Raw genomic sequence first — 25,962 nt, forward strand, 5'->3', positions numbered from 1 at the left:
GGACGCGACGGCGGGCCGCGGCCCCGTGGAGCGGGTCAGCTCGTGCAGGACGCCTTGGCCGAGACGTACACGCGGACGGCGCTCCCGTTGGCGGCCGTCACCGTGAGCCTGTCGCGGCTGAAGGCGTCGGAGTCGGTGTCCAGGCTGGTGGTGACCGACACCCCGGTACCGGCGGTGATGCTGATCGTGCCGGTCAGCATCGTGGGCGCGTACGAGGGGCACATGACGAGGAACGACCTGGTGGCGCCGGGTTCGACCCAGACCGCGTTGGCCGCGGAGCCCGTCTGCGCGGAGGCCGGGGCCGCGATGGCCGTCCCGCCCGCCACGACGGCGGCCGCCAGCACGACTCCGGTCACGATGTTCTTGATCATGGTGATGTCCTTTCGCGTGAGGTTCCACTGGGTTCTCCGGTCCCTTCCGGGACCGCCTCTCCGGGGAGGTGAGGTACGGTGCCCGGCCCAGACGGGCCGGGGAGGCGCCGCTCCCGCCCCGGTGGGCCGGGGGAGGCGCGGTATCGGCTCCGACGGGTCTCGCCGGGCCGCCGGGGCCGTCGGCGGGTTCGCGCCGGGCGGGAGCCGTCAGCGGCCGGTCGGAATCCCCTCCCGGGCGGCGGGCCGGGGACCGGCCGGGACACCGCCGGGCCGCGGCCGGAGCACCCGGGCCAGGACGCCCGGCGACAGCAGCAGCCGCGGCGGTTCCTGCAGGTTGGCGACGCTCAGGAAGGCGTTCCCGACCACCGGGTCCGACTCGGCGGCCACGTGGAGGCGGGCGAGGTAGCCGTTCAGCAGCCGCAGGCGCGCGGTGCGGCGGCCCTCGACGGACGGGAACCGCAGGTCGCCGCCGGCCGACATGTCCCACGGCACGTCGATGATCCGCGCGGCGTGCCGGAAGAAGCGGCGGGCCAGGCCGTCGAGCCCGCCGTCCGCCAGGCATTCGCGCAGCGCCACGGCCTCGCAGGCCGCCACGGTCATGCCCTGCCCGTAGGTGGGGTTGAACTGGCACAGGGCGTCGCCGAACACCACGTAGCCCTCGGGGAAGCGGCCCAGCCGCTCGTACCGGCGGCGGACGCTCACCGGGACGCGCATCGGCCGCGGCGCCCCGAGCGGTTCCAGCCGCCGCAGCAGGTCGTGCAGGTCGGGGACCGGGAGCCGGGCGGCGAACCGGTGGTATCCCTCCGGGTCGGCGGGAGGGACGTCGTCGCCCATGCCGTACAGGGTGACCAGCCAGCGGTCGCCCTCCGCGCTGAGCGCGACCCCGCCCCTGGGGACGGCCGCGCCGTGCCCCACGATGAGGGCGACGGCGTCGGAGTCGCCCGGCCGGCGGCGGTACTCGCGCGAGACGTACATCAGCCGGGAGTCGACGCGCTCCTCCGGCACCGGCCCGTACCCCAGCCGGCGCAGCCACTCGGCGCCCCGGTTGCCCCGGCCGGTGGCGTTCACCACGAGGTCCGCCGGCATGTCCTGCGGCCGGTGGCCGGGGCGCAGCAGCCGTACCCCGGTGACCGCGCCACCGGAGCCGGTGATCGGCTCGACCACCTCGCAGCCGTCGAGGACCGTCACGCCCGGAAGGGCCTCGACCCGGGACCGCAGGGACCGTTCGAGCCGCGGCCGGCTCACCGACAGCCCGTGCAGCCGCGAGGGCGCGGGGCGCAGCAGCCGGCCGTCGTTGTACCAGCGGACGTCGCCCTGGAGGTCACAGGCGACGGCGCCCGCCGCGACCAGGTCCGCGGTCAGCCCGGGGAACAGCTCCTCCAGCACCTCGCGGCCCCGGGACAGCATCCCGTGCGCGTGACGGCCCTGGGGCACGCCCCGCCGCGGGACGCCCTCGCCGGGCAGCGCGTCCCGGTCGACCACCGTGACCCGGCCGAACGTCTCGCTCAGCACCCGGGCCGCCAGCAGCCCGCCCATCCCCGCTCCGGCGACGACGGCGTGCCCGGAGCGTCCGGAGCGTTCGGGGAGTCCGGGGAGTCCAGGGCGTCCCGGGCGCTCAGAGCGCCCGCCGTGCCCGTCATGCCCGTCATGCCCGCCGTGCCCGTCGTATTCGGGAAGCTCCGCGCGTCCGGCATACCCGGCGTGTCCGTTGTCCCCGGTGCGTTCGGACGGCCGGTGACCGGTGTCCTCCATGGTGTCCCACCCCTCGTCGTCCGGCCGCCCCGCGGGGCGGCGCCGTGCTCATGACAACGAGGATGTGCGGGACCGCTGGGAGGCCACCGGGAGACGGCTTCCCCGGCGATCACCCAGCGGCCGCCCAGCGGTTTCCCAGCGGTTTCCCAGCGACGGCGGCCCCGATGGGAGGACCCCGGCCCGTGGTCACGCCTTCGGAGAGGATCCCGGCCGGCGGCCGCGGCCCCGGAGAAGGCCCCGGAGAAGGCCCCGGAGAAGGCCCCGGAGAAGGCCCCCGGCCGTACGGACCCCCGGCCGTCCGCGCGGGGCCGTACGGACGAAGCCGTACGGCCGGCCGCGTCACGGGGAGTGGCGGCCGGTCAGGTCGGCGATCAGGGCGGTGAGCAGGGCGCTCGCCTCCTGCCGGGACAGCGCGCGGCCGCGGGCCGCGTGACGTTCGTACTCCTCCGGAGGCAGCGCCTCGCGGACCGCGGCGGCCTCACGCGGCCCGTCCAGCGGGTCCATCAGCTCCGGGGAGACGCCGGCCCGGGCTCCGATGGCCTGCACCGCGCCCATCAGCAGGGCCGCCTGCCCGGCCCGCCCGGTCAGCGCCAGCGCGCGGGCCGCGCTGTGCGCCGTCACCAGCCAGAAGGAGATGTCCCCGTAGCGGTCCATCGCGGCCAGCACGTCCCCCGCGACGGCCAGGGCCCGGAGGCCGTCCCCGCGGTCGCAGGCGGTCTTCATGTCGCACCAGGCGGCGCCGTCCGCGACCCAGTCGTGGCCGCTGGTCCGGGCGGCGGCGATGGCCTCCCGGAAGGCCGCGTCGGCGCCCGGCAGGTCTCCCAGGACCCGCAGCACCATGCCCTGGATCATGAGCGTCTCGGCCTCCAGCCAGACCAGGGCGGTGCCCCGGGCCATCCCGACGGCCGCGCGGGCCGACGACGCGGCGTCGAGCGGAACCCCGGTCAGCAGGCCCAGGTAGGCGGCGTAGGAGGCGGCGCCCGCCTCCGTCACCGGGTCACCGGCCTCGCGGGCCTCCTCCACGGCCCTGCTCGCCGACCGGTGCCCCGCCCCCGGATGCCCGGCCAGGTAGTTCAGCGCCGCCTCGGCGAACCGGGCCCGCGCCCGGAGGCCCGCGCCCGCCCAGGGGGCCCGGGTGAACCCCTCCGTCAGCCAGGCCAGCCCCTCCGCGACATGGCCCCGGCGGAACCAGAACCAGAAGAGCGCGCTGCCCAGCCGGAGCACGTATTCGCCCTCACCGCCCGCCAGCGCCGACGTGAACGCGGCCCGGAACTCCGGCTGGTCGCGGCTCAGCCCGTCGAGCAGCTCCGCCCCTTGCGGGCCGCGGAGGTGGCGTTCGGCGTTCTCGGCCCGGGCCAGGACCCAGGCGCGGTGGCGCTCCTCGGCATCGCCCAGCTCGGCGGGTGAGAGCGCGCCCGTGGCGTACCGGCGCAGCGTCTCCAGCATCCGGTAACGGCGCGGCGCCGTTCCGGGTACGGCGATGACCAGCGACTTGCGGACCAGCGCCGACAGCGGCCCCAGGACGGGGGCGACCTCCCCGACGGCGGCGGCCGCGTCGAGGTCGAAGCCGGAGGCGAACACGCCGAGCCGGTAGAACAGCCGGCGTTCGTCCGGCTCCAGCAGCTGGTCGCTCCAGGCGACCGTGTCCAGCAGCGTCCGGTGGCGGTCCGGGCGGTCGGCCGAGCCGCCCACCAGCAGGGTGAAGCGGTCCTCCAGGGCGTCGGCGATCTGGCCGACGGACAGCATCCGGCACTGCGCGGCGGCGAGCTCGACGGCCAGCGGGATGCCGTCGAGCCCCTCGCACAGGGCGGCGATCCGCTCCCGGTCGCCCGGCTCGGGCGTCCAGCCGGGCTGGGCGGCGGTCGCGCGGTGCAGGAACAGCTCCACGGCCTCCGTGGCGGCGGGCAGGGGCGGCACCTCGTAGATCGCCTCACCGGTGATGCCCAGCGGCTCGCGGCCGGTGCACAGGATCCGTACGGCACCGCAGCGGGTCAGCAGGGTGTGGACCAGCTCGGCGGCGGGGGCCAGCAGATGCTCGCAGTTGTCCAGGACGAGCAGCGTGTCGCGCTCGACGAGCGTCGCGGCGAGCCGGTCGGGGGAGGAGACGGCGGGCAGACCCAGGGCGGTGGAGACGGTCGCGGTCAGCAGCTCGGTCGCGGTCAGCGGCTCGGGCACGTGCAGCCCGCCCAGCTCCACGAGCCAGGGTCCGTCGGCGTCGGCGCGGGCGCGGGCGACCTCCAGGGCCAGCCGGGTCTTGCCGACACCGCCCGGGCCGGTGAGCGTGACGAGCCGGTGCCCGCCCAGCAGGCCGGCGACGGCCGCGAGGTCGCCGCCGCGGCCGACGAAGCTGGACAGCGAGAACGGCAGGTTGCCCGGGGGCGGCGCCGGGACCGCGGTCCGCGGGGAGGGGACGCGACCGGGCGGTCCGGGCGCGGGGGCCGGCCGCGGGCTCCGCCGTTCGGGCGGCGGGGCCAGCCGCGGGTCCTGGGCGAGCACCGCCGCCTCCAGGTCGCGCAGGCCGGGGCCGGGGTCGATGCCCAGCTCGTCCGCCAGCCGCCTGCGCACCCTGCGCAGCGCGGTGAGGGCGTCGGCCTGCCGCCCCGACCGGTACAGGGCGAGGGCCAGCAGCTCCCAGCCACGCTCCCGCAGCGGCTGCTCGGCGACCAGGATCTCCAGTTCGCCCACGGCGGCGGCGTGCCGCCCCGCCGCGATGAGGGCGGCGAGCCGGTCCTCGCGCACCGCGGCCCGCAGCTCCTCCAGCCGGGTCGCGTCCGGCGTCGCGAACGCCACCCCGTCGAAGTCGGCGTAGGCCGGGCCCCGCCAGAGCGCGAGCGCCCGCCCAAGGAGGTCGGCGGCCTCTTCCGGCTCGCCGTCCTCCAGCGCGTGCCGGCCGCGGGCGGCCAGCTCCGTGAAGCGCTCGGCGTCGACCGCGTCCGGGGCGGCGCGCAGGGCGTATCCCGGCCCCTCGCGCACCAGCAGCCGGGCCGGGGCGCCGGGAGCCCGCTCCGGTTCCAGCGTCCTGCGCAGGTCGGCGACGTACCCGTGGAGCGTCGTGACGGAGGGCGGCGGGGAACCCTCCCACGCCTCGGACAGGATCCGCTCCGCCGGGATGCTCCTGCCCCGCGCGATCAGCAGCAGCGCCAGCACGGCCCGCTGGCGGGACCCGCCCAGCGCCGCCGGCCGGCCGCCCACCTCGGCCCGGAGAGGCCCGAGCACCCCGAAGCGCACGTCCTCGGCCAGGTTCACCGGCGGCCCTCCCGTGATCCGCCGGCCGTACGGAGGTCCGGCCGCCCGGGTCCCCGCGCGGCGCGGGAGACGGAGAGGACGAAGCGGGGGACGGGAGAGCGGACGCCTGACGGCACCGGTTCGGCCATGCGGCAATGATGCTCCCGTTTCCGGCCGGGCGCAGCGGTCCTGGCGCCGCCTTCCGGAGAGAATTCCGTGCCCCGCGGGGATCCGGCTCCTTCCAGACTCCGTCCGCGCGGAACGTTCCACGCGTCGGCGGAGGTCGCCGCAGGTCCGGGCCGTGATAGTAAAGACCCTCGAAGTTTTCCGTACACGGGGGGCAAAGTGACGACGATCAGCCGGCGACGGCTTCTCCAGGCGGGCGCGGGGGTCGTGCCCGCGCTCGCGCTGGGCGCCCGGCCCGCCGAGGCCGCGACCCTCACCACGGGCGTCGTGCCGAGCGCGCTCGCCGGGTTCGACAGTGCGATGAAGACCTACATCGCGGAACGCGGCATCGGGTGCGCCCAGCTCGCGGTCGCCCGCAAGGGGAAGATCCTCCTCGCCCGCGGCTACGGCGTCTACGGGCGGTCGGGGACCCTGCGGAAGGTGCAGCCCACCTCCCTCTTCCGGGTCGCCAGCCTGAGCAAGAACATCACGGGGGCCGCGATCGCCCGGCTGGCCCAGGACGGCAAGCTGAACCTCGGGGCGTCGGTGGCGTCCCTGCTGGGACTGTCCACCACGGCCGACCCGCGCCTGGCGAAGGTCACCGTGTGGCGGCTGCTGCAGCACACCGGAGGCTGGGACCGCGGCGCGTCGCCGGACCCGCTCTGGGCGGACCACGCGATCTCCGCGTCGCTCGACGTGCCGCTGCCGATCGGCCACGCCGACATCATGAAGTGGACGACCGCCAGGAAGCTCGACTTCGACCCCGGTTCCAAGCACGTCTACAGCAACTACGGGTACATGCTGCTCGGCCGGATCATCGAGAAGGTCTCCGGCATGAGCTACGAGTCGTACGTCAGGCAGAGGCTCCTGACGCCCCTCGGGATCACCCGGCCGATGCTGGGCGGCAGCCTCGCGTCGGAGGCCGCCTCCATCGAGGTGCCCTACACCTCGAAGTACACCAACAAGACCGTCCTCAACGACTCGGGCACGGTCGTGCCGTACCCCTACGGCGGCTTCAACATGCCGAACCAGGACGCCAACGGCGGCTGGCTCGCCTCGGCCGTCGACATGGTCAGGTGGGGATTCGCCTTCGACGCCGCCGGGCCGGTGCTGAACTCGACGTCGATCTCCCGGGTGTTCGCCAAGCCCGAGACGGGCGTGAACTCAGGCGGCTCGTGGTACGGCTTCGGCTGGTACGTCCGCAACAACAACGAGGGCGGGCTCAACACCTGGCACAACGGTTCCATGCCCGGCACGTTCGCCTTCCTGGCGAGGATCCAGAACGGCGTCAGCTACTGCGCGATCTTCAACCGCCGGGAGGAGGAGGGCACCCCGGACTTCGACTCGATCGACCCGATCCTGGGCAAGGCCGCCTCCGGCGTGAAGACGTGGCCGACGACGGACCTCGCGCCGCGGTACTTCTGACCCGCCCCGCGTGGTTCTGACCCGCCCCGCCCGACGCCGGCGACCCGCTCAGCGCGTCGACTCGCGGATCACGAGCTCGAAAGGGGCGACGTGCTCCTCGGCCGGGCGGAGGGGGGCGCGGACGCGCTGGACCGCCAGTTCGACGGCCTTCTCCGCCATCCACCGGTGATCCGGCGCCACCGAGGACAGCGAGGGCACGAGGAAGCGGGACTCGGGAACGTCGTCGAAGCCGATGAGGCGGATGTCGTCAGGAACCCGCAGACCGCGGTCGGCCAGCCCCCGCAGGACGCCGAGGGCGACGGTGTCGGTGACCGCCACCACCCCGTCGACCTCCCGGCCGGAGTCGACCATGCGGTGGGCCGCGTCCCGGCCGGCCTCCATGGTCATGCCGTCCAGCGGGAAGAGCAGGGGAGGATCGGCGGACAGGCCGCGTTCGGCGAGCCCGTCGAGGTAGCCGCGGTAGCGGCGCGTCATCACGTTCACGCCCTCGCGGGGGACGCCGGAGACGATGCCGATCCTCCGGCACCCCTGGTCGGCCAGGTGGACGGTCGCAGCCTTCATGCCTTCCTCGTTGGGCATGGCGACGTGGTCGAAGCGGCCGCCGAAGTCCCGCTCGCCGAGCATGACGACGGGGCAGCCGGCTCCGGTCAGCCGCTCGTCCAGCCCGTCGAGGACGACGGCGCTGAGGATCAGGGCGTCGAACTGCAGGACGCGGGAGTGGGCGAGCGCGTCGGCCTCTCCGGCCTCCGCCGCGCCGGTCCGTTCGATCGCGACGTGGTGGCCCCGGCGCCGGGCCGCGTCGATGACGAGGGTGGCGAGGTGGCTGAAGTAGGGGAGGTCCACCTCGGGGACGGCCAGGCCGATGACGCCGGTCCGCCCGGACCTCAGGGAACGGGCGGAGACGTTGAGGCGGTAGCCCGACTGCCGGATGGCCTCCAGCACCCGCCGGCGGACCAGGTCGCTGACCCCCTCGCGGTTGTTGACGACGTTGGAGACGGTCATCTTCGACACCCCGGCGAGCCGGGCGACGTCCTCCATGGTCACCATGCCGCGCCCCGCGTTTCGCCGTCCGGTCCGGATCCGGCCTCATCGTCCTCGACCGGGCCGTCATCGGTGCCGAGTTTATCGCGGGGGATTCCGTGGACCCGGTCACCGCGGTGACCGAAGGTCACGGGGGCGGACTCTGCGTGATCGCGGCGAGCCCGCGGCCGGTCACGCGAGGCGCCCCTCCACGGTGACGAAGGAGTGGGCGGGCAGGGGCACGCGCAGCCCGGAGCCCGTGGCGGAGACCTCGTGCGGACGGGGGGCGACGACGTCGGGCGCAGCGGGCGTGTTGTGGTCCTGCAGCCTGCCGGCGGTGAGGACGCGGGCGCGGACGTCGGCCACGGCACCGCCGCGCAGGTCCAGCTCGACGTCGACGGCCTCGGCGGCGTCGAGGTTCGACAGCGAGACGAGCACGCGGCCGTCCCTGCGGCTGGCCGAGAGCGAGACGGTCGTCAGGCTCGCCCGCCCGACCTCGCGGGAGGGCAGGCCGGCGGGGAGGTCGACGCGCAGCGACGCGGCGTCCTGGTGGCCCTTGTTCATCTCGAACACGTGGTAGGTGGGGGTCAGCACGAGGGCCCCGGTGTCGGGGTCGGTGAGGATCACGGCCTGCAGGACGTTCACGGTCTGGGCGATGTTGGCCATGACGAGCCGGTCGGCGTGGCGGTGGAAGACGTCGAAGTGCAGGGCGGCGACCAGCGCGTCGCGCAGGGTGTTCTGCTGGTACAGGAAGCCGGGGTTCGTGCCCGGCTCGACGTTCCACCAGGTGCCCCACTCGTCCAGCACCAGACCGACGTTCCTGCCCGGGTCGTAGCAGTCCATGACGTTGGAGTGGCCGGTGAGGAGCTCGTCGACGCGGGCGGCCGCGACCATCGTGCGGTAGTGGTCGTCGGTGTCGAAGACGGTGGCGTCGCCCTTGTCCTCCCAGGAGCCCGGGACCGTGTAGTGGTGGAACGACAGCGCCTGCATGAACGGCGCGGGCCGGTGGGCGCAGCCGAGATCGCCGAGCTGCTTCATCAGCGTCTCGGTCCAGGCGTAGTCGTCGCCGTTCGCACCGGCGGCGACGCGGTAGAGCCTGTTGCCGCCGTGGTCGCGGCAGTAGGTTCCGAACCGGCGGGCCTCGGCGGCGTACTGCTCGGCGCGCATGTGCCCGCCGCATCCCCACGCCTCGTTGCCCAGCCCCCAGAACTTCACCCGCCACGGCTCCTCGCGGCCGTTGGCCCTGCGCAGGCGCACCATGGGCGAGTCGCCGTCGCGGGTGAGGTACTCGACCCAGTCGCTCATCTCCCTGACCGTGCCGGACCCGACGTTGCCGCTGATGTACGGCTCGGCGCCGAGCAGCTCGCACAGGGCCATGAACTCGTGCGTGCCGAAGTGGTTGCTCTCCTCGACGCCGCCCCAGTGGGTGTTGACCATCACCGGGCGCCGGTCCCTGGGCCCGACGCCGTCCATCCAGTGGTACTCGTCGGCGAAGCAGCCGCCCGGCCAGCGCAGGTTCGGGACGTCCAGCGCGCGCAGCGCCTCCACCACGTCCAGCCGGATGCCGCCCGCGTTCGGCAGGTCGCTGTCCTCTCCCACGTAGAGGCCGCCGTAGACGCAGCGGCCCAGGTGCTCGGCGAAGTGACCGTACAGGTGCCGGCTGATCACCGGGCCGGGGACATCGAGGTTGATGACGGCGGGCACGACGAGGTCGGTCATGGAGGTGAACCCTGCTTTCGGTCGGGGGACGATCGGCGCCGGGCCCGCCGTCCGGCGGCGCGCGGCGCTCCGGTTCCGGCTCCGGGCACCGCGCGGCCGGCGGGGGACGGCGAGCGCCCGGAGGTTCCGTGCGGGTCGTCTCACGCGGGTCTCGCCTCGACGGCCGGCAGAGGGTGAGGTGCCTTGCCTCATCGATCCATGTATCGATAAAGTAAGGGGGACTTTATCGATACAGCCCCTCCTGTCAAGCCCCCTCCCGGTGCGAGGCGCGGAGCCTCGTACCCGGCGGCGACCCGGCGGGCGACGAGGGGAAGAGGGAGGGCGTCGCGTGAGCCGGATTCTGGTCTTCTCCCGCACGACCGGGTTCCGGCACGACTCCATCCCCGCCGGGGTGGAGGCGATCCGGCGGCTCAACGCCGGGACGGAGGCCACCGAGGACCCCGGCGTCTTCACCCCGGACGGTCTCGCCGGCTTCGCCGCGGTCGTGTTCATGAACACCAACGGCGAGGTGCTCACCGACGCCGGCCGGGCCGCCCTGGAGGCGTACGTGCGGGGCGGCGGCGGCTTCCTCGGCGTGCACTCCGCGGCGGCCACCGAGTACGGGTGGCCGTTCTACGGCGACCTGGTCGGCGCGTGGTTCGACCGGCACCCGGAGGTGCAGCCGGCCACGGTCACGGTCTGCGACCGGGGCCACCCGGCCACGGCCCACCTGCCGGCCGCCTGGACGCGCGTCGACGAATGGTACGACTTCCGCTCCCGCCCCGACGCGCGCGTGCTGCTGCGGGTGGACGAGCCGACCTACGAGGGCGGAGCCATGGGCGCCGACCACCCCGTCGCCTGGTGCCACGAGCGGTTCGGCGGCCGGTCCTTCTACACCGCTCTCGGCCACACGATCGAGTCGTACGCCGAGCCGGCCTTCCGCGAACACCTGGCCCGGGCGCTGGAATGGGTGGCCCGGGACGGCGGATAGGAGGCGGCCGGCCGGCGATCCCGGCGCGCCGGGCCGCCGACGGGCCGGACCGGCGGCGGCCCCGCCGGTCGGCGCGCGGCCCGTGACGGCGCCGAGCGGCGGGACCGGCGGGCGAACATCGTTCTAGACTGGCCGCACCCACCAGAACGGAGTTCGGTAACGATGCGAGTCGGACTGTTCATCACCGAGCCCAAGGGGCCGGACGCGCTGGGCAAGCTGAGGGACCGGATCGCCCGCGGCGCCGACGACGGCTTCTCCTCGGCGTGGATCTCCAACATCTTCGGCCTCGACGCGCTGACCGCCCTGGCCGTCGCCGGAGGCGCGGTGCCCGGCATCGAGCTCGGCACCGCGGTCGTGCCCAGCTACCCCCGCCACCCCGCGGCGCTCGCCCAGCAGGCGCTCACCGTCAACGCCGCCCTGGACGGGCGTCTCGCGCTCGGCATCGGGTTGTCGCACCGGATCGTGATCGAGGACATGTACGGCTACGGCTTCGACAGGCCCGCCCGCCACATGCGCGAGTACCTGTCGGTCCTGCTGCCCCTGGTCCGGGGCGAGCGGGCGGACGTCGACGGCGAGACGCTCAAGGCACACGTGCAGCTGTCCACCCCGGGCGCGGGGGACATGCCCGTCCTCATCGCCGCGCTGGCGCCCCGCATGCTCAAGCTCGCGGGGGAGAAGGCCGACGGCACCGTACTGTGGATGACCGGCCCCAAGACCGTCGCCGGGCACGTGGCGCCCGCCGTGACCGAGGCGGCGCGGGCCGCCGGGCGGCCCGCGCCGAGGATCGTGTGCGCCCTGCCGGTCTGCGTCACCGACGACGCCGAGGCCGCCCGGGCCCGCGCGGGGGAGGTGTTCGCCGGCTACGGCGACCTGCCCTCCTACCGGGCGATGCTCGACCGCGAGGGGGCCGCGGGCCCGGCCGACGTGGCGATCGCCGGAAACGAGGACGAGGTCGCGGCGCAGCTCGCCGCGCTCGCCGAGGCCGGGGTCACCGACTTCGTCGCCGCCGAGTACGTCCGGGACGACGACCGCACCCGCCGCTTCCTCAAGACGCTCCTCTGAGCGGCCGCCCGCCCCGGGAGCCGCCCGCCCCTGAGCGTCCGCCCGATCCTTGAGGGCCCCGCCCGGTCCCTAGAGAGCCCGCCCCGCCGCCCGGCCCCTCGCCGGGCGGCGGGCGGATCAGCGGGCCCGCCGGGCGGCTCCCAGGGCGGGAAGCACCCCGGCGGCCACGGCCAGCACCAGGCAGGCGCCCACCACGCCCAGCACGGCCGGCCAGGGGACGACCAGCGGGACGGACGCGCCGACCTGCCGGCTCAGCCCGGAACGGATCCCGAGCAGCGCGGGCAGCGCGACCGCCGCGCCCAGCAGGCTTCCCATCGCCGTCACGAGCACCGACTCGGCGGCCACCACGCCCAGCACCTGCCGGGGGGTGGCCCCCGACGCGCGCAGCACCCGGAACTCGCGGACGCGGCCGGACGCGGCCATGAACAGCGTGTTGGCGACCGCGACGCCGGTGTACCCGACCGCCGTGCCGACCAGGACCAGCGTGAAGAGCCACACGAGGCGGTCGTCCTCGTCCCGGGAGCTCGCGGCGTAGGCGGCCGGGCCGAGCGCCCCGGCCCCGAGCGGCCCGAGGCGGTCCGCACCCGGGGCGGGCCCGGGGAGCAGGATCTCCGGGGTCAGCGCCGAGGGGTCGTGCGCTCGCACGACGTCGCGCGGCAGCAGGAAGGCCGTCGGCGCGTCGCCGGCCACGGCCACCACCCGCAGCGACTCGGCGCGGCCGTCCTCGAAGACCAGCCGGATCGTGTCGCCCGCCCGCCAGCCCCGCTCCGCCGCGACCCGCCGGGCGACGACCACGGTCCCGGGGCCGCCGGAGCCCTCGCGGCCCTCCGGGAGATCACCCGATCCCCGCGCCCGGTCCGCCCCGCCCGGGGAATCCGTTCCGGTACGCGGGGCGCCACCGGAACGGCCCGTCTCCCACGCGGCGGCCCCCAGCGCCGTCTGGGGCGGCATGCCGTCGGGGTGGACGGTGGTGGGCAGCGGGGCACCGCCCGCCGCGCCCCTCGCGCCGCCGCCCGCCGTCCCTCCTGCCGGGCGGCCCGCCGTCCCCTCGACCGCCGTGACCACGGCGTCCGACAGGCCCGGAACGCCGTCGGCGGGCACCACCACCGCCTCCGCCCGCACGACCGCGGTCCGGCCCAGCGCGAACGCGCCCGCCGTCGTCTGCACCATGCCGGTGACCAGTACGGCGAAGCCCACGGTGATCAGGACCGGCGCGGTCGTCGACGCGGTGCGGCGGATCGCGGTCAGCGAACCCTCCCGCACCAGCGTCCAGGTGGCCCCACGGGTCCGGGACGACGGCCACAGCAGCGCCCGCACGACCGGCGGCAGCACGGCGGGCGCGAGCAGGGCGATCCCCGCGATCAGCGCCATCGCGGCGAGGAGGGAGAGGGTCACGATCTCCTCCGGCCGGGTGCCGGCCACGGCGACCGCGACGGCGATCCCGGCGGCGGTGAGCGCCGAACCCAGGACCGAGCGCGTGCGGGTCATCGGCCGCCGGTCGGCCGCGGCCTCGCGCAGCGCCTCCAGCGGGGACACCCGGGCCGCGCGCCGCGCCGCCGACCAGGTCCCGAGCAGGGCCACGACCAGCCCGCCGCCGAACGCCGCGGCCGGCGGCCACAGCGTGATCCGTACCGAGAAGCCCGGCGGCTCGAACCCGGCCGCCACCAGCAGACCGCCGAACACCGGCGCCAGGGCTGCGCCGGCCGCCACGCCCGCCAGGGCGGCCACCGCGCCGACCGTCAGGGCCTCACCGTGCACCATCCTCCGGACCTGCCGGGGCGTGGCCCCGACGGCGCGCAGCAGGCCGAGGTCGCGCCGCCGCCGCATGACGCCGAACGCGAACGTCGACGCCACCACGAAGACCACCGCGAACCCGGACAGGCTCGCCACGGCCGTCAGGACCTGCGTGCCGATCCACCGGGTCCGCGCGTCCGCCTTCGCCTCCAGCGCCGCCCGCGCGTCGCCCGAGAGCACCTCGCCGAGGCTTCCCGCGGCCGTCCGGGCCGCCGCCTCGACCGCGGCGAGGTCCGCGCCCGGCGCGGTGCGCAGCCCGATCACCCGCACCCCGCCGGACAGCCGTGCCGCCGCGGCGTCGCCGAGGTAGAGGTCCGGCCCGTCGGCGGTGCCGGAGACGACGTACGGCACGGGCCCGGCGGCGGTCAGCAGGGTGACCGCCGACCCCGGCGCCAGGCCCAGGGCGTGGTCCACCACGACCTCGTGGTCTCCGGCGGGCGGTGACCCGGACACCAGCCGGTGGGGCGCGAGGGCGGCGCTCGACCAGGGACGCCCCTCCGTCCGGGCGGGGTCGGGGCGGCCGCCGGTGACGGGCTGGGCGTAGAAAGAGCGGTCCGGGACGGCGGCCGCCACCCCGGGGACGGCCTCCAGCCGGTCCGTCAGCAGACGGACCGTCTCCGGCGGCCAGGGCCGGTCCGCCAGGAAGGAGCCGTCGGCCTGGACGGCCGCGGGAGCGCGCACGAGCACGGCCGTCCCGGCGTACCGGGCGGGGACACGAGGACCGGCCGAGGCGAACACCAGCGCCGTCATCGACACCAGCGTCACGCCCAGGAAGAGGGCGACGAACGCGCCGGCGAAACCGGCCCGGCCGCCCCGGACCATGTCCAGGCTCAGCATGACCCCTCCAGCGCGGCCATGCGGACGGCGATCGCCTCGGCCCGCAGGCGCGACCCGGCCGGGCCGGCCCCGCCCACGTCTCCCCGGCCGCCCGGAGCGGTCAGCTCGTCGGCGATCCGGCCGTCGGCCATCAGCACCACCCGGTCGGCGTGCGCGGCGGCGACGGGGTCGTGGGTCACCATGACCACGGTCTGCCCCCGCCGGTCCACCACGTCGCGGAGCAGCGCCAGCACCTCCAGCGAGGTCCGGGTGTCGAGCGCCCCGGTGGGCTCGTCGGCGAAGATCACCGCGGGCCGGGTGACCAGCGCCCTTGCGACGGCGACGCGCTGCCGCTCCCCGCCGGACAGCTCGTCCGGCCGGTGACCGGCGCGCCCGGCCAGGCCCACCTCGGCCAGCGCCGCGCGGATCTCCGCCCCCGGGGGCCGGACCCCGGCCAGCCGCAGCGGCAGCGCCACGTTCTGCTCGGCGGTGAGCGCCGGGACCAGGTTGAACGACTGGAACACGAAGCCCACCCGCCCGCGGCGCAGCAGCGTCAGCGCGGTCTCGTCCAGCGGGCCGAGGTCGGTCCCGTCGACGACCACCCGCCCCCGGGTGGGCCGGTCCAGCCCTGCGGCGCAGTGCAGCAGGGTGGACTTCCCCGAGCCGGAGGGGCCCATCACCGCCGTGAACGTCCCGGCGCGGAAGCCGATCGTCATGTCGTCCAGCGCGGTCACCGCGTGGGGGGCGGCGCCGTACACCTTGCTCACCGACCGCAGCCGTACCACCTCGGCCGCGGGCTCCGACGCCTTCGTCGCGTCCGTCGTCGTCTCGCTCGTCATGGTCCAAGCCAAGGACGGCGGAGCCGCCGACGCACTGGTGGAGGCAGGAGAGGCGATACTCCACCTGGCACTACCGTCGCCGCGCGCCGGAATCTGTAGCGTCGAACCGTGCATCACCCCTCCGGCCGCCCCCCTGACGTGCCCGGCGTTCCCGGTCGCGGCCCGGACACCCTCGACGTCCCGATCCTCCTGCCGGGAGACGGGCCGCAGGCGCCCCGGACCGCGCTGCGGGCCCTCACCGACCACCCCCTGGGCTTCCTGCGGACGGCCTGGCCGTGGCGGTCCCTGGCGTACCTGCTGTCGGGCGCGGTGTTCGGCGCGGTCCCCGCCCTGGTGGTCTGGCTCGCGATCGCCGCCGGGCCCGCGGCGGCGGTGGCGGCGGTGACGGTCGCCGCCGTGCCGGGCGCGCTGCTGGCCGGCCGCTACGAGCGGTGGCTGCTGCGGCTGGTGGAGACCGCGCCCATCGCCGACCCGCACGCCGCGCCCCCCGCCCCGGGCCCGCGCGCCTGGCTCCGCACCCGGCTGGGGGAGCAGGCCACCTGGCGCGAGGCCGGCCACACGCTGCTGGCGGTCATCGCGCTGTGGTGGATCGACCTGGGCTTCGTCGGAGTCGGCGTCTGGATACCGGGCCTGCTGCTGTCGGCGCCGCTCCAGCCGAGCTCCCCCCTCGGCCCCGCCCTCGGCCTGCTCGTGTCCCTGGGCGGGGTCGCGCTGCTGCCACTGGCCGCCTACCCGGTGACCATCTGGGCGGGCGCCCGCGCCACCCTGGTCAGGACGCTCCTGTCCGACCCCGGCGCCGAGCTGGCCGAGATCACCCGCTCCCGGGCCCGCCTGGCCGACGCCTTCGAGGCCGAGCGGCGCCGGATCGAGCGGGACCTGCACGACGGCGCCCAGCAGCGGCTGGTCGCGCTGACGCTCGCGCTCGGCATGGCCCGGCTCGACCTCCCGGCCGGATCGCCCGCCGCGGACCGGGTCGCCGAGGCGCACGAGCACGCCCTGCTGGCCCTGGCCGAGCTGCGCGAGCTGATCCGCGGCATCCACCCGCGCGTCCTCACCGACCTCGGCCTGCCGGACGCGGTGCTCGACCTCGCCGGGCGCTCACCCGTCCCGGTCGAGACGGACGTCGTGCTGCCCCGGCGGCCACCGCCGGCGGTCGAGATCACCGCGTACTTCACGGTCAGTGAGGCGCTGACCAACGTCGCCCGGCACAGCGGGGCGAGCCGCTGCCTGGTCCGGGGCCGCCTCGTCCGCGAGGACCCGCGGTCCGGCGGGATACTCGTGCTGGAGGTGCGCGACGACGGCTGCGGCGGGGCGGACCCGTCCGCCGGCACCGGGCTGGCGGGGCTCGCCGACCGGCTCGCCGTGGTCGGCGGCGTGATGTCGCTGTCCAGCCCGGCCGGAGGCCCTACCCTGCTGCGAGTGGAGATCCCGTGCCCCTGACCGCCCGCCGGGAAGATCGCCCGCGCCCCCGCCGAACCGCCGCGAGTGGAGATCCCGTGCCCCTGACCGCCCGCCGGGAGGACCGCCCGCGCCCCCGCCGAACCGCCGCGGGCGGAGATCCCATGCCGCCGGCCGTCCGCCCGCGGGCCCGCCGATCCCGGAAGGAGGCGTCGTGCGCGTAGTCCTGGCCGAGGACTCGGTCCTGCTCCGGGAGGGGCTGGCCGGACTGCTGGAGCGGTTCGGCCACACCGTGGCCGCGGCCGTCGGGGACGCCCCGGCGCTCACCGCCGCCGTCACCGAGCACGAACCCGACATCGTGGTGACCGACGTGCGGATGCCGCCCGGCTTCACCGACGAGGGCCTGCGCGCCGCCTTCGCCCTGCGCGCCGTACGGCCCGGCCTGCCGGTGCTGATCCTCAGCCAGTACGTCCAGCAGGCGTATGTCGCCGAGATCATGGGTCCCGGGGTCGGCTACCTGCTCAAGGACCGGATCGGGCACGTCCGGGAGTTCGCCGACGCCGTGGAGGGGGTCGCCGCGGGCGGCACCGTCGTCGACCCCGAGGTGGTCAGGCAGTTGCTGGCGCACCGCCGCGACCCGCTGCTCCGGCTCACCCCGCGCGAGCGCGAGGTGCTGGCCCTGATCGCGGAGGGCCGCTCCAACGCCGCCGTCGCCCGGTCCCTGGTGGTCACCGAGGCGGCGGTGGCCAAGCACATCGCGAACATCTTCGCCAAGCTCGACCTCCCCCCGGCCGGGGACGACCACCGCCGGGTCCTCGCCGTCCTCGCCTACCTCCGGGGCTGAGGGGCGGCCGGGGCGTCCCAGCCGCCGGAACCGGCGGACGGCCGATCCCGGCCTGGTCCGGCCCAGTCCGGTCCGATCCCGGCCCGATCCCGGTCCCGGTTCCGCTCCGCCGGACCGGGACCGGGCCCGTCACACTCCGAAGGCGCTCAGCGTCGGCCAGGCCGAGCCCACCCCCGCCAGGACCCCGGCGGCGACCTGGGCCGGGGTGTGGTGGGCCAGCCGTACCCGCGCCCAGCAGACCACCGCGGTGACCGGCGCGCCGGCCACGAGCGTCGGCATAGCGGGCAGCACGTGGGCCAGCACCACCACGGTGCCCGCCGACACGGCCGCGTGGAAGGAGATCTTCCACCGCAGCGTGACCGGGACCGTCACCGCCAGCGCGGCCAGCATCGCGGTCACCGTGGCCACCAGCAGCCGGGGCGCCCCCAGGCCCGCCAGCAGCACCAGCGCCGCCAGCACCGCGGCGACCGCCACCAGCAGCGGCCCCGTACGGCGGGCCCGATCGACCAGGTGGTGGGAGTCCAGCCGCCCCGACCGGACCCCCGCGTAGATCACCCCCGCCGGGACGCCCCCGCACAGCGCCGAGGCGACCAGCCCCCAGGCGGCGGCGGACGGGCCGCCGGCGAGCAGACCGACGACCGGCGGGAGCGCGATGACCAGCACCTGCGGCGCGAACAGCCCGGTGATCCACCGCGCCGCCGCGGTGGCCCTGTCCGGCGTCACCGCCGTCAGTCGTTGGCGTGCAGCGCGCTGTTGAGCTCGATGCCGGTGCCCCGCCGGGGGACGACCTCGACGGCACCGGAGGTGGAGTTGCGGCGGAACAGCAGTCCCGGCTCCCCCGACAGCTCGGCGGCCTTGACCACCCGGCCGTCCGGGAGGGCGACCTTGGTCCCGGCGGTGACGTACAGGCCCGCCTCCACGACGCAGTCGTCGCCGAGGGAGACGCCGATGCCGGCGTTGGCGCCGAGCAGGCAGCGCCGCCCGACGGAGATGACCTCCTTGCCGCCGCCGGAGAGGGTGCCCATGATCGAGGCGCCGCCGCCGACGTCGGAACCGTCGCCCACGACCACGCCCGCCGAGATGCGGCCCTCGACCATGGAGGCGCCGAGCGTGCCGGCGTTGTAGTTGACGAAGCCCTCGTGCATCACGGTCGTGCCGGACGCCAGGTGCGCGCCGAGGCGGACACGGTCGGCGTCGGCGATCCGGACCCCGGCCGGGACGACGTAGTCGACCATCCGCGGGAACTTGTCGACGCCGTACACGGCCACCGGGCCGCGGGCGCGCAGCCGCAGCCGCGTCCGCTCGAAGCCCTCCACCGCGCACGGGCCCTGGCTCGTCCACACCACGTTGCCGAGCAGGCCGAACACGCCGTCGAGGTTCAGCCCGTGCGGCGCGACGAGGCGGGACGACAGCAGGTGCAGGCGAAGGTAGACGTCGTGGGTGTCGGCCGGGGCCTCCGACAGCTTGGCGATGCCGGTTCGCACCGCGACCACCTCCACGCCGCGGGCCTCGTCCGGGCCGAGCAGCGCGGCGACGTCCGGGCCGAGCGCCTCGGCGGCCTCCTCCGCCGACAGCCGCTCGGTGCCGGAGAGGGGCGGATCTCCCAGCTCGGGGGCGGGGAACCAGGTGTCGAGGACGGTCCCGCCCGCGGTGATGGTCGCGATGCCGGCGCCGTACGCGCCGGAGGTCTGGGCTGCTGCGTTCACCCTCCCAAGGGTAGTCAAACCCGCCGCCGCGACGTGCCCGGGCCGATCTTGGCGCGCCGGTGCGCGCGCCGGTGCGCCGCCGTGGCGCCATCGGGACGACACCGGGCGCCACCGGGGAGCCGAGGCCGGACACGGCGGCGGCACGGTCACGGCGCGGTCGCGATGTCCCCGAGGCCGGGACGCCCGGGATATCGCCCGTCCGGCACCGGTAGCATCGGTGGGACAGACCGATGTCGTCGTCTCCCAGGGAGCAACCGTGTCCGCCGTGCCAGAACTTCGTGTCACCCTCGCCGGAGCCGAGCGCGTGGTGGCGGAGGGCACGACGTACGGCGACGTGCTCGAGGCCGACGGCCGCTCGGTGGTCGCCGCCCGCGCCGGTGGCGAGCTGAAGGACCTCGCCGCCCGCGTCGCCGACGGCGACGTGATCGAGCCGGTGGCGGTCGACAGCCCCGACGGCCGGGCGATCGTGCGCCACTCCACCGCCCACGTCATGGCCCAGGCCGTCCAGGAGATCTTCCCCGAGGCGAAGCTCGGCATCGGCCCGCCCGTCGAGAACGGCTTCTACTACGACTTCGACGTCAAGGACCCGTTCACCCCCGACGACCTCAAGCGCATCGAGAAGCGCATGCGCGAGATCGTCAAGCAGGGGCAGACCTTCTCCCGCCGCCCCGTCTCCGACGACGAGGCCCGCGAGGAGCTGGCCGCCGAGCCGTACAAGCTGGAGCTGATCGGCCTGAAGGGCGGCGCCTCCGCCGAGGACGGCGCGAACGTCGAGGTGGGCGCCGGCGAGCTGACGATCTACGACAACCACGACCCCAAGACCGGGAAGCTGTGCTGGAAGGACCTGTGCCGCGGCCCGCACGTGCCGACCACCCGGTCCATCCCGGCCTTCAAGCTCATGCGCTCCGGCGGCGCCTACTGGCGGGGCAGCGAGAAGAACCCGCAGCTCCAGCGGATCTACGGCACCGCCTGGGAGTCGCGCGAGAAGCAGGACGAGTACCTCCACCTGCTGGAGGAGGCCGAGAAGCGCGACCACCGCAAGCTGGGCGCCGAGCTCGACCTGTTCTCCTTCCCCGACGAGCTGGGCTCGGGCCTGCCGGTCTTCCACCCCAAGGGCGGCGTGATCCGCCGCGTCATGGAGGACTACTCCCGCAAGCGGCACGAGGAGGCGGGTTACTCCTTCGTCAACACCCCGCACATCACCAAGGGCCACCTGTACGAGGTCTCCGGCCACCTCGACTGGTACCGCGACGGCATGTTCCCGCCCATGGAGCTGGAGGGCGCGGAGTACTACCTCAAGCCGATGAACTGCCCGATGCACAACCTGATCTTCGGTGCGCGCGGGCGGTCCTACCGCGAGCTGCCGCTGCGGCTGTTCGAGTTCGGCACCGTCTACCGCTACGAGAAGTCCGGCGTCATCCACGGCCTGACCCGGGTGCGCGGCATGACGCAGGACGACGCGCACATCTACTGCACCCGCGAGCAGATGCGCGACGAGCTGACCTCGCTGCTGCGCTTCGTGCTCGACCTGCTGCGCGACTACGGCCTGGAGGACTTCTACCTGGAGCTGTCCACCAAGGACCCGGAGAAGTTCGTCGGCTCCGACGAGGTGTGGGAGGAGGCGACCGCGACGCTGCGCGAGGTCGCCGAGGCGGAGAAGCTGGAGCTGGTCCTCGACCCGGGCGGCGCCGCCTTCTACGGTCCCAAGATCTCCGTGCAGGCGCGTGACGCGATCGGCCGCTCCTGGCAGATGTCGACCATCCAGCTCGACTTCAACCTGCCGGAGCGGTTCGGGCTGGAGTACCAGGCGGCCGACGGCACCCGCAAGCGGCCCGTCATGATCCACCGGGCGCTGTTCGGCTCGATCGAGCGGTTCTTCGGCGTGCTGGTCGAGCACTACGCCGGCGCCTTCCCCGCCTGGCTGGCCCCGGTGCAGGTCGTCGGCATCCCGATCGCCGAGGCCCACGCGCCCTACCTGCAGGACGTCGCCAAGAAGGCCCGCGAGCGGGGCGTCCGCATCGAGGTGGACGCCTCCGACGACCGGATGCAGAAGAAGATCCGCAACGCCCAGAAGTCGAAGGTGCCGTTCATGCTGCTGGCCGGCGACGACGACATCGCGGCCGGCGCGGTCTCCTTCCGGTTCCGCAACGGCGAGCAGAAGAACGGCGTCCCGATCGACCAGGCCATCGACGAGATCGTCGACGCGATCGAGCGCCGCGTCCAGGTCTGACGTCCCATCTGACCCGTTTCCGGCCGCGGCGGGCATCCGCCGCGGCCGGCACGCGTCCCGGCGGGCGTACGGCCGGCGCGACCGGGAAACGCGCGCCCGCCGTCCCCGCTCCGGAGGCCCGCCGCGGCCGGGAGGCGCCGGTCCGCCGAAGGTCGCGGGGCAATATGCTGAACGCCATGAGCGAAGAGCCGCAGGCGCAGCACGGGGCAGGCACGCCGGACGCGTTCGAGAGGCTGTGGACTCCGCACCGGATGGCCTACATCAAGGGCGCCAACAAGCCGACCGGCGCGGGGCCCGACGACGGCTGCCCGTTCTGCGACATCCCCCGGATGAGCGACGAGGACGGCCTGGTCGTCGCCCGCGGCACGTCGGTCTTCGCGGTGCTCAACCTCTACCCGTACAACTCCGGACACATGATGGTCTGTCCCTACCGGCACGTGTCCGACTACGCCGACCTCGACGCCGGGGAGACCGCCGAGCTCGCCGACTTCACCAAGCGCGCGCTGACCGCCCTGCGCAAGGCCAGCGGCGCGCAGGGCTTCAACGTCGGCATGAACCTCGGCGCGGTGGCCGGCGCGGGCATCGCCGCGCACCTGCACCAGCACGTGGTGCCCCGCTGGGGCGGCGACACCAACTTCATGCCGGTGGTCGGCCACACCAGGGTGCTGCCTCAGCTCCTGCGCGACACCCGCGAGCTCCTCGCGGGCTGCTGGCCCGCCTCCGCGTAGGCGGGTGCCGCGCCGTCCCGCAGCGCCTGGACGCCCGCCGACAGCACCAGCGGCAGCCCCAGGGCGAGCGCCATGGACAGCACGGCCGCGCCCGAGTCGTTGACCAGCATGCCCACCACCCCGCTGACGAGGGTGCCGATCAGGCCGGCCTTCAGCGCGGGGGAATGGGCGAACGCCGCCGGCAGCACCCCGGCGCTCGCCGTCCCCGGCCGCAGCAGCCCGTAGACCAGGAACGCCGCCGCGGCCAGCACGATCGGCATCAGGTTGGGGCTGAGCAGGGTGTTCAGCATCGCGCCGAGCTTGCGGCCGATCACCTCCAGCGCCTCGCCGGTGATCACCTGGCCGACGAACCTCCCCAGGTGCGTCTGCGACCCGGGCGGGCGCAGGTGGTCGAGGAAGGCGATGGCCATCACGGTGACGCCGCCGGCCACGCAGAACGAGCCCAGCTTGACGATCGACACCCTCCGGCCGGCCAGCAGCAGGGAGGCGACCGCGATGCCCGGCACGAAGGCGATCACCCCGCCGAAGTCGCTGCCCACCCCCGGCCAGCCGCCCAGGATCATCGCCGCGCAGCCCGGGACCGCCACGGCGGCGACCGCGGCCGTCCGCCGGCCGTGCGCGGCGAGCCGGTGGGCGAGCGCGGTGGCCAGCAGCAGCACCGAGGTGGCGAAGAGCGCGAACGGGATGTTGCCCAGGCCGTAGTAGCGGGCGCCGACCACCGCGGTGTAGCCCATCACGCTGTTCAGCTGCAGCGGGGTGCCGGTGAGCAGGTCGCCGGCGAGCACCGCGGCGGTGACCCCGGCGACGACGGCCAGCGGCCCGAGCGGGTCGCGCCGCCACGGACCGGCCAGCGCCACCGCGGCCAGCGCCGCCGCGATCGCGGCGATCCCGCCGGTCAGCGCGAGCGCCGGCGCCCCGGCGTGCCGCCAGGGCAGCAGGTTGACGAGGTACGTCGACACGGGCAGCGCGGCCAGCGCCAGGGCGGCCACCCGGATCGCCCCCGTCCCGCGCCTGCGGCGCATCAGCAGGAACGCCACCAGGTAGAAGGCCACCTGCAGCACGGCGACGGAGGTGAAGAACACCCCGCTCATGTTCCTGATCGTCTGGCCGGCCCGGTCGGCGCCGGCCAGCTCGTCCCGCGCCGCCCCGACCCCGCCGGTACGGCCGCCGGCCCGCCAGGGCACGCCGATCACCGTGTCCGGGACGGGGACGCCCGCCGCGGTGAGGACCGTGGCGGTGACGTCGGGGAGGATCGTGACGTCCTCGCGATGGGTGGAGGCCGCCCCGAGGAAGCGGCCCGCGACGTCCGCGCCGCGCATCATGGCCACCCGCAGGTGCGGGATGTCCCCGTGGTCGGACAGGCCGGCCAGCAGCACCCGGGTGTCCGGCGGCAGCGCGGCCAGCACCGCGCCGACCGCGGCGTCGGCGTCCCGCAGCGCCCGCGCCCGCCGGTCCGGGCCGAGCGCGTCCTCGGCGCCGGGCAGCCGGTCGCCGGCCAGGTAGGGGCGGATCAGGTCGTCCACGGCCACGGCGGCCACCGGGCACCGGGTGAAGGCGTCCGCGGGCAGGTCCGGCAGGTTCGCGGGGGAGGGGGCGTAGACGTCGACCGCGCCCCGCCGGTCGGCCAGGGCCAGCGCCGCGCCCGGCCCGACGGCGAGCGTGCACGCGCCGGCGGCGTGGACGGCCTCGCCGAGCGCGCCGGAGTTCCGCTGCCGGGCGACCCGGAACAGGTAGTCGTAGCCGGGGACGACCGCGCCGGCGCCGGAGGGCTCGGGCGTGGGCGGCAGCCCGCATCCGTAGCCGACCGCCGACCGGACCCCGGCCGACACGGTCAGCCACCCGTCGTAGGGGCAGGTCACCTTGCCGACGGTGCGGACCGACAGCGAGCCGACCGCGCTCTGGCCGGCCAGCCGCCACAGGTTCGGGGTGGCGTCCGGCCCGAGGTCGCTCCACTGCAGGCCGGGGACGCCGATCAGCGCCACCCGCCCGGCGGGCTGGGCCGCCTGCGCCGTTCCCGGCCACAGCGCGCTCACCAACATCGCAAACGCGACGAGCGTCCGCTTCACCGACGACCTCCCATGCGGCGGGCAACGCTGGAACCGTAGGGGAAGATCATGGTGCCGGTCCACCCACCGGCGTGACGGCGGGTCGCGGCCCCGGGATCAGGGCGTGGTGACCCGGGCGGGGTCGCTCTCGTGGCCGAGGCGGTCCACGGCGGTGACGAGGTAGGCGCCGCCGCCGGGCGCGGTGAACGCCTGGCGCGGGCCGCCGCCGGCCGGCACGACCGCGACCAGGTGGCGGGCGTCGGCGGTGGCGCACTCGCCGACCTTGCCGGACGGGATCCGGTAGACGGCGTAGGTGCGGGCCCCGGCCGAGGAGTTCCAGCTCAGCGACCTTCCCTGGATTCCCAGGCCGCTGGGCTGGGCGGGGGCCCGGCCGCCGAGGTCCTTCATCAGGGGGAGCAGCGCCGGGCGGTCGTAGTAGCTCTTCGAGATCCGGTTCAGCGCGCCCAGCGGGTTGCTGAGAAGCTGCTTGGCGCTGAAGTACACCTCGCCGCGGATCTGGTCGTGCTCACGGTTGACGGCCAGCTGCGAGGCCAGCTCGCCGGGGCTCCGCCAGGCGCCGCCGGTGCCGACCTGGTAGAGCGCCATGCCGATGTACAGGTGCACCCCGGTGCCCTTGACCTCGTTCGCCCACCACGGCGCCAGCGCGTCGTAGTCGGCGGCCTGGAAGCCGCGCGGCCAGTACAGCTGGGGGATGACGTAGTCGACCGTGCCCTTGCGGATCCAGTGGCGGGCGTCGGCGTAGATCGAGTCGTAGGCGGACATGCCGGAGGTGGCCGACCCGGTGCGGTCCTGGGCCTTGTTGCGCCAGATCCCGAACGGGCTGACGCCGAACTTCACGTAGCTCTTCGTCTCGTGGACGGTCTTGTCGACCTGCGCGATCAGCTTGTCGACGTTGGCGCGGCGCCACTCGGCCAGGTTCTGGCCCTTGCCGTACTTCCGGTGGGACGCCTGGTCGCCGAAGCGCCCGCCCGCGCCGGGGTAGGGGTAGAAGTAGTCGTCGAAGTGGACCCCGTCCACGTCGTAGCGCGACACCACGTCCTTGACGACGGCGGTGACGTGGTCGCGCACCTGGGGGAGCCCCGGGTCGTAGTACAGGCGGCCCTCGTAGGGGATGGTCCAGTCGGGGTGCAGCCGGGCCGGGTGGTTCGCCGGCAGCCGGTTCGCCCCGCCCTCGAAGGAGGCGCGGTAGGGGTTGAGCCAGGCGTGGAACTCCAGCCCCCGCCGGTGGGCCTCGGCGGTCAGGAAGGTCAGCGGGTCCCAGCCGGGGTCCTTGCCGGCCTTGCCGGTGAGGTATTTCGACCAGGGCTCCAGGCTGGACCTGTAGAGGGCGTCGGAGGCGGGCCGGATCTGGACGAACACCGCGTTGAGCCGGCGCTTGACGGCCTCGTCGAGGATCCTGGTGTACTCCGCCTGCTGCCGGGCCACGGGCAGGCCGGCCCGTGACGGCCAGTCGAGGTTGTCCACCGTGGCGATCCACACGCCGCGCAGCTCCCGCTTGGGGTGCTCCGGGTCGGGGGTGCAGGCCGCCGTGGAGCCCCCGGCGCCGCTGCTCCCCGCTGTCTCGGAGCCGGTCTTGGCGCCGGTCCCCGAGGTGGCCTTCCCGCCGTCGGCGGCCCGCTTCAGGGCGGGGGGCCTGGCGGCCGGCGCGTCGGGGCCGAACGCATAGGCGGCGCCGTTGGCGGCGACGGCGAGGGCGGCTGCGGCGAGCAAAGGGCGTCCGGTTCGCATGGTTCCTCAGTCTGACACCGCGAACGATCTGCTTTGGCCCGATAAAAGAAATCGTTTCGTGATGCCGGTGTGATGCTTGCCCGAGTCTTGGGAGAGGCGTGGAC

18 protein-coding genes are annotated in these 25,962 nt (G+C 75.3%); 7 read left to right on the forward strand and 11 right to left on the reverse strand.

Features of this window, described 5'->3' with window-relative positions:
• Positions 1–35: 35 nt before the first annotated feature.
• From IEZ10_RS21095 to IEZ10_RS21105, 3 genes are all read right to left on the reverse strand, one after another.
• Positions 36–371: a hypothetical protein gene (locus tag IEZ10_RS21095; RefSeq protein ID WP_189248209.1), complete on the reverse strand. Its 336-nt coding sequence runs from the start codon at positions 369–371 to the stop codon at positions 36–38.
• Positions 372–578: 207 nt separating this feature from the next.
• Positions 579–1,907 carry an NAD(P)/FAD-dependent oxidoreductase gene (locus tag IEZ10_RS21100; protein ID WP_189248210.1) on the reverse strand — a complete coding sequence of 443 codons (1,329 nt, stop codon included), beginning with the start codon at positions 1,905–1,907 and terminating at the stop codon, positions 579–581.
• Between the two features lie 555 nt (positions 1,908–2,462).
• A complete protein-coding gene (locus IEZ10_RS21105; protein ID WP_189248211.1) occupies positions 2,463–5,369 on the reverse strand; it encodes an AfsR/SARP family transcriptional regulator in 2,907 nt (968 codons plus the stop codon).
• A 324-nt stretch (positions 5,370–5,693) separates the two neighbouring features.
• Between IEZ10_RS21105 and IEZ10_RS21110 the strand changes: the two genes are divergently transcribed.
• A complete protein-coding gene (locus IEZ10_RS21110; protein WP_189248212.1) occupies positions 5,694–6,938 on the forward strand; it encodes a serine hydrolase domain-containing protein in 1,245 nt (414 codons plus the stop codon).
• Between the two features lie 48 nt (positions 6,939–6,986).
• Here IEZ10_RS21110 and IEZ10_RS21115 read toward each other — a convergent pair whose 3' ends face one another.
• Together IEZ10_RS21115 and IEZ10_RS21120 are read right to left on the reverse strand one after the other, a co-directional pair.
• Positions 6,987–7,985 (reverse strand): LacI family DNA-binding transcriptional regulator, encoded by a 999-nt coding sequence (locus IEZ10_RS21115; protein ID WP_189248213.1) that lies wholly within the window; start codon positions 7,983–7,985, stop codon positions 6,987–6,989.
• A gap of 165 nt (positions 7,986–8,150) precedes the next feature.
• Positions 8,151–9,677, reverse strand: coding sequence for an alpha-N-arabinofuranosidase (locus IEZ10_RS21120; protein ID WP_189248214.1), 1,527 nt, complete (start codon positions 9,675–9,677; stop codon positions 8,151–8,153).
• 328 nt (positions 9,678–10,005) lie between these two features.
• Between IEZ10_RS21120 and IEZ10_RS21125 the strand changes: the two genes are divergently transcribed.
• Positions 10,006–10,647, forward strand: a complete 642-nt coding sequence (locus IEZ10_RS21125; RefSeq protein ID WP_229811477.1) for a ThuA domain-containing protein — start codon at positions 10,006–10,008, stop codon at positions 10,645–10,647.
• Positions 10,648–10,809: 162 nt separating this feature from the next.
• Positions 10,810–11,709, forward strand: coding sequence for a TIGR03564 family F420-dependent LLM class oxidoreductase (locus tag IEZ10_RS21130; protein ID WP_189248216.1), 900 nt, complete (start codon positions 10,810–10,812; stop codon positions 11,707–11,709).
• 117 nt (positions 11,710–11,826) lie between these two features.
• Here IEZ10_RS21130 and IEZ10_RS21135 read toward each other — a convergent pair whose 3' ends face one another.
• Together IEZ10_RS21135 and IEZ10_RS21140 are read right to left on the reverse strand one after the other, a co-directional pair.
• Positions 11,827–14,340 carry an FtsX family ABC transporter permease gene (locus tag IEZ10_RS21135; protein ID WP_189248217.1) on the reverse strand — a complete coding sequence of 838 codons (2,514 nt, stop codon included), beginning with the start codon at positions 14,338–14,340 and terminating at the stop codon, positions 11,827–11,829.
• On the reverse strand, positions 14,334–15,158 hold the full coding sequence (locus tag IEZ10_RS21140; protein WP_189248218.1) for an ABC transporter ATP-binding protein: 825 nt from the start codon (positions 15,156–15,158) through the stop codon (positions 14,334–14,336). Before IEZ10_RS21140 ends, IEZ10_RS21135 begins: the two co-directional genes overlap by 7 nt.
• A gap of 108 nt (positions 15,159–15,266) precedes the next feature.
• On the opposite strand from IEZ10_RS21140, the gene IEZ10_RS21145 reads away from it, so the two are divergent.
• Both IEZ10_RS21145 and IEZ10_RS21150 read left to right on the forward strand, forming a co-directional pair.
• On the forward strand, positions 15,267–16,598 hold the full coding sequence (locus IEZ10_RS21145) for a sensor histidine kinase (protein ID WP_229811478.1): 1,332 nt from the start codon (positions 15,267–15,269) through the stop codon (positions 16,596–16,598).
• A gap of 172 nt (positions 16,599–16,770) precedes the next feature.
• Entirely contained in the window at positions 16,771–17,400 is a 630-nt protein-coding gene (locus IEZ10_RS21150) for a response regulator (RefSeq protein ID WP_189248219.1), read from the forward strand.
• A gap of 129 nt (positions 17,401–17,529) precedes the next feature.
• Here the strand turns inward: IEZ10_RS21150 and IEZ10_RS21155 are convergent, their stop codons facing one another.
• Together IEZ10_RS21155 and dapD are read right to left on the reverse strand one after the other, a co-directional pair.
• Entirely contained in the window at positions 17,530–18,123 is a 594-nt protein-coding gene (locus tag IEZ10_RS21155) for a phosphatase PAP2 family protein (RefSeq protein ID WP_229811479.1), read from the reverse strand.
• Positions 18,124–18,128: 5 nt separating this feature from the next.
• Positions 18,129–19,106, reverse strand: coding sequence for a 2,3,4,5-tetrahydropyridine-2,6-dicarboxylate N-succinyltransferase (dapD, locus tag IEZ10_RS21160; RefSeq protein ID WP_189248220.1), 978 nt, complete (start codon positions 19,104–19,106; stop codon positions 18,129–18,131).
• A gap of 256 nt (positions 19,107–19,362) precedes the next feature.
• Here dapD and thrS point away from each other — a divergent pair, with 256 nt between their 5' ends.
• Positions 19,363–21,336, forward strand: coding sequence for a threonine--tRNA ligase (gene thrS, locus IEZ10_RS21165; protein WP_189248221.1), 1,974 nt, complete (start codon positions 19,363–19,365; stop codon positions 21,334–21,336).
• 176 nt (positions 21,337–21,512) lie between these two features.
• Entirely contained in the window at positions 21,513–22,064 is a 552-nt protein-coding gene (locus IEZ10_RS21170) for an HIT family protein (RefSeq protein WP_229811480.1), read from the forward strand.
• On the opposite strand, the gene IEZ10_RS21175 is transcribed toward IEZ10_RS21170, so the two are convergent.
• Positions 22,007–24,130, reverse strand: coding sequence for a hypothetical protein (locus IEZ10_RS21175; RefSeq protein WP_189248222.1), 2,124 nt, complete (start codon positions 24,128–24,130; stop codon positions 22,007–22,009). The genes IEZ10_RS21170 and IEZ10_RS21175 overlap by 58 nt on opposite strands.
• Before the next feature lie 96 nt (positions 24,131–24,226).
• A complete protein-coding gene (locus tag IEZ10_RS21180; RefSeq protein ID WP_189248223.1) occupies positions 24,227–25,858 on the reverse strand; it encodes a glycoside hydrolase family 10-like protein in 1,632 nt (543 codons plus the stop codon).
• Positions 25,859–25,962: the final 104 nt, after the last annotated feature.

Source organism: Streptosporangium pseudovulgare, assembly GCF_014648055.1.
GTDB lineage: Bacteria > Actinomycetota > Actinomycetes > Streptosporangiales > Streptosporangiaceae > Streptosporangium > Streptosporangium pseudovulgare.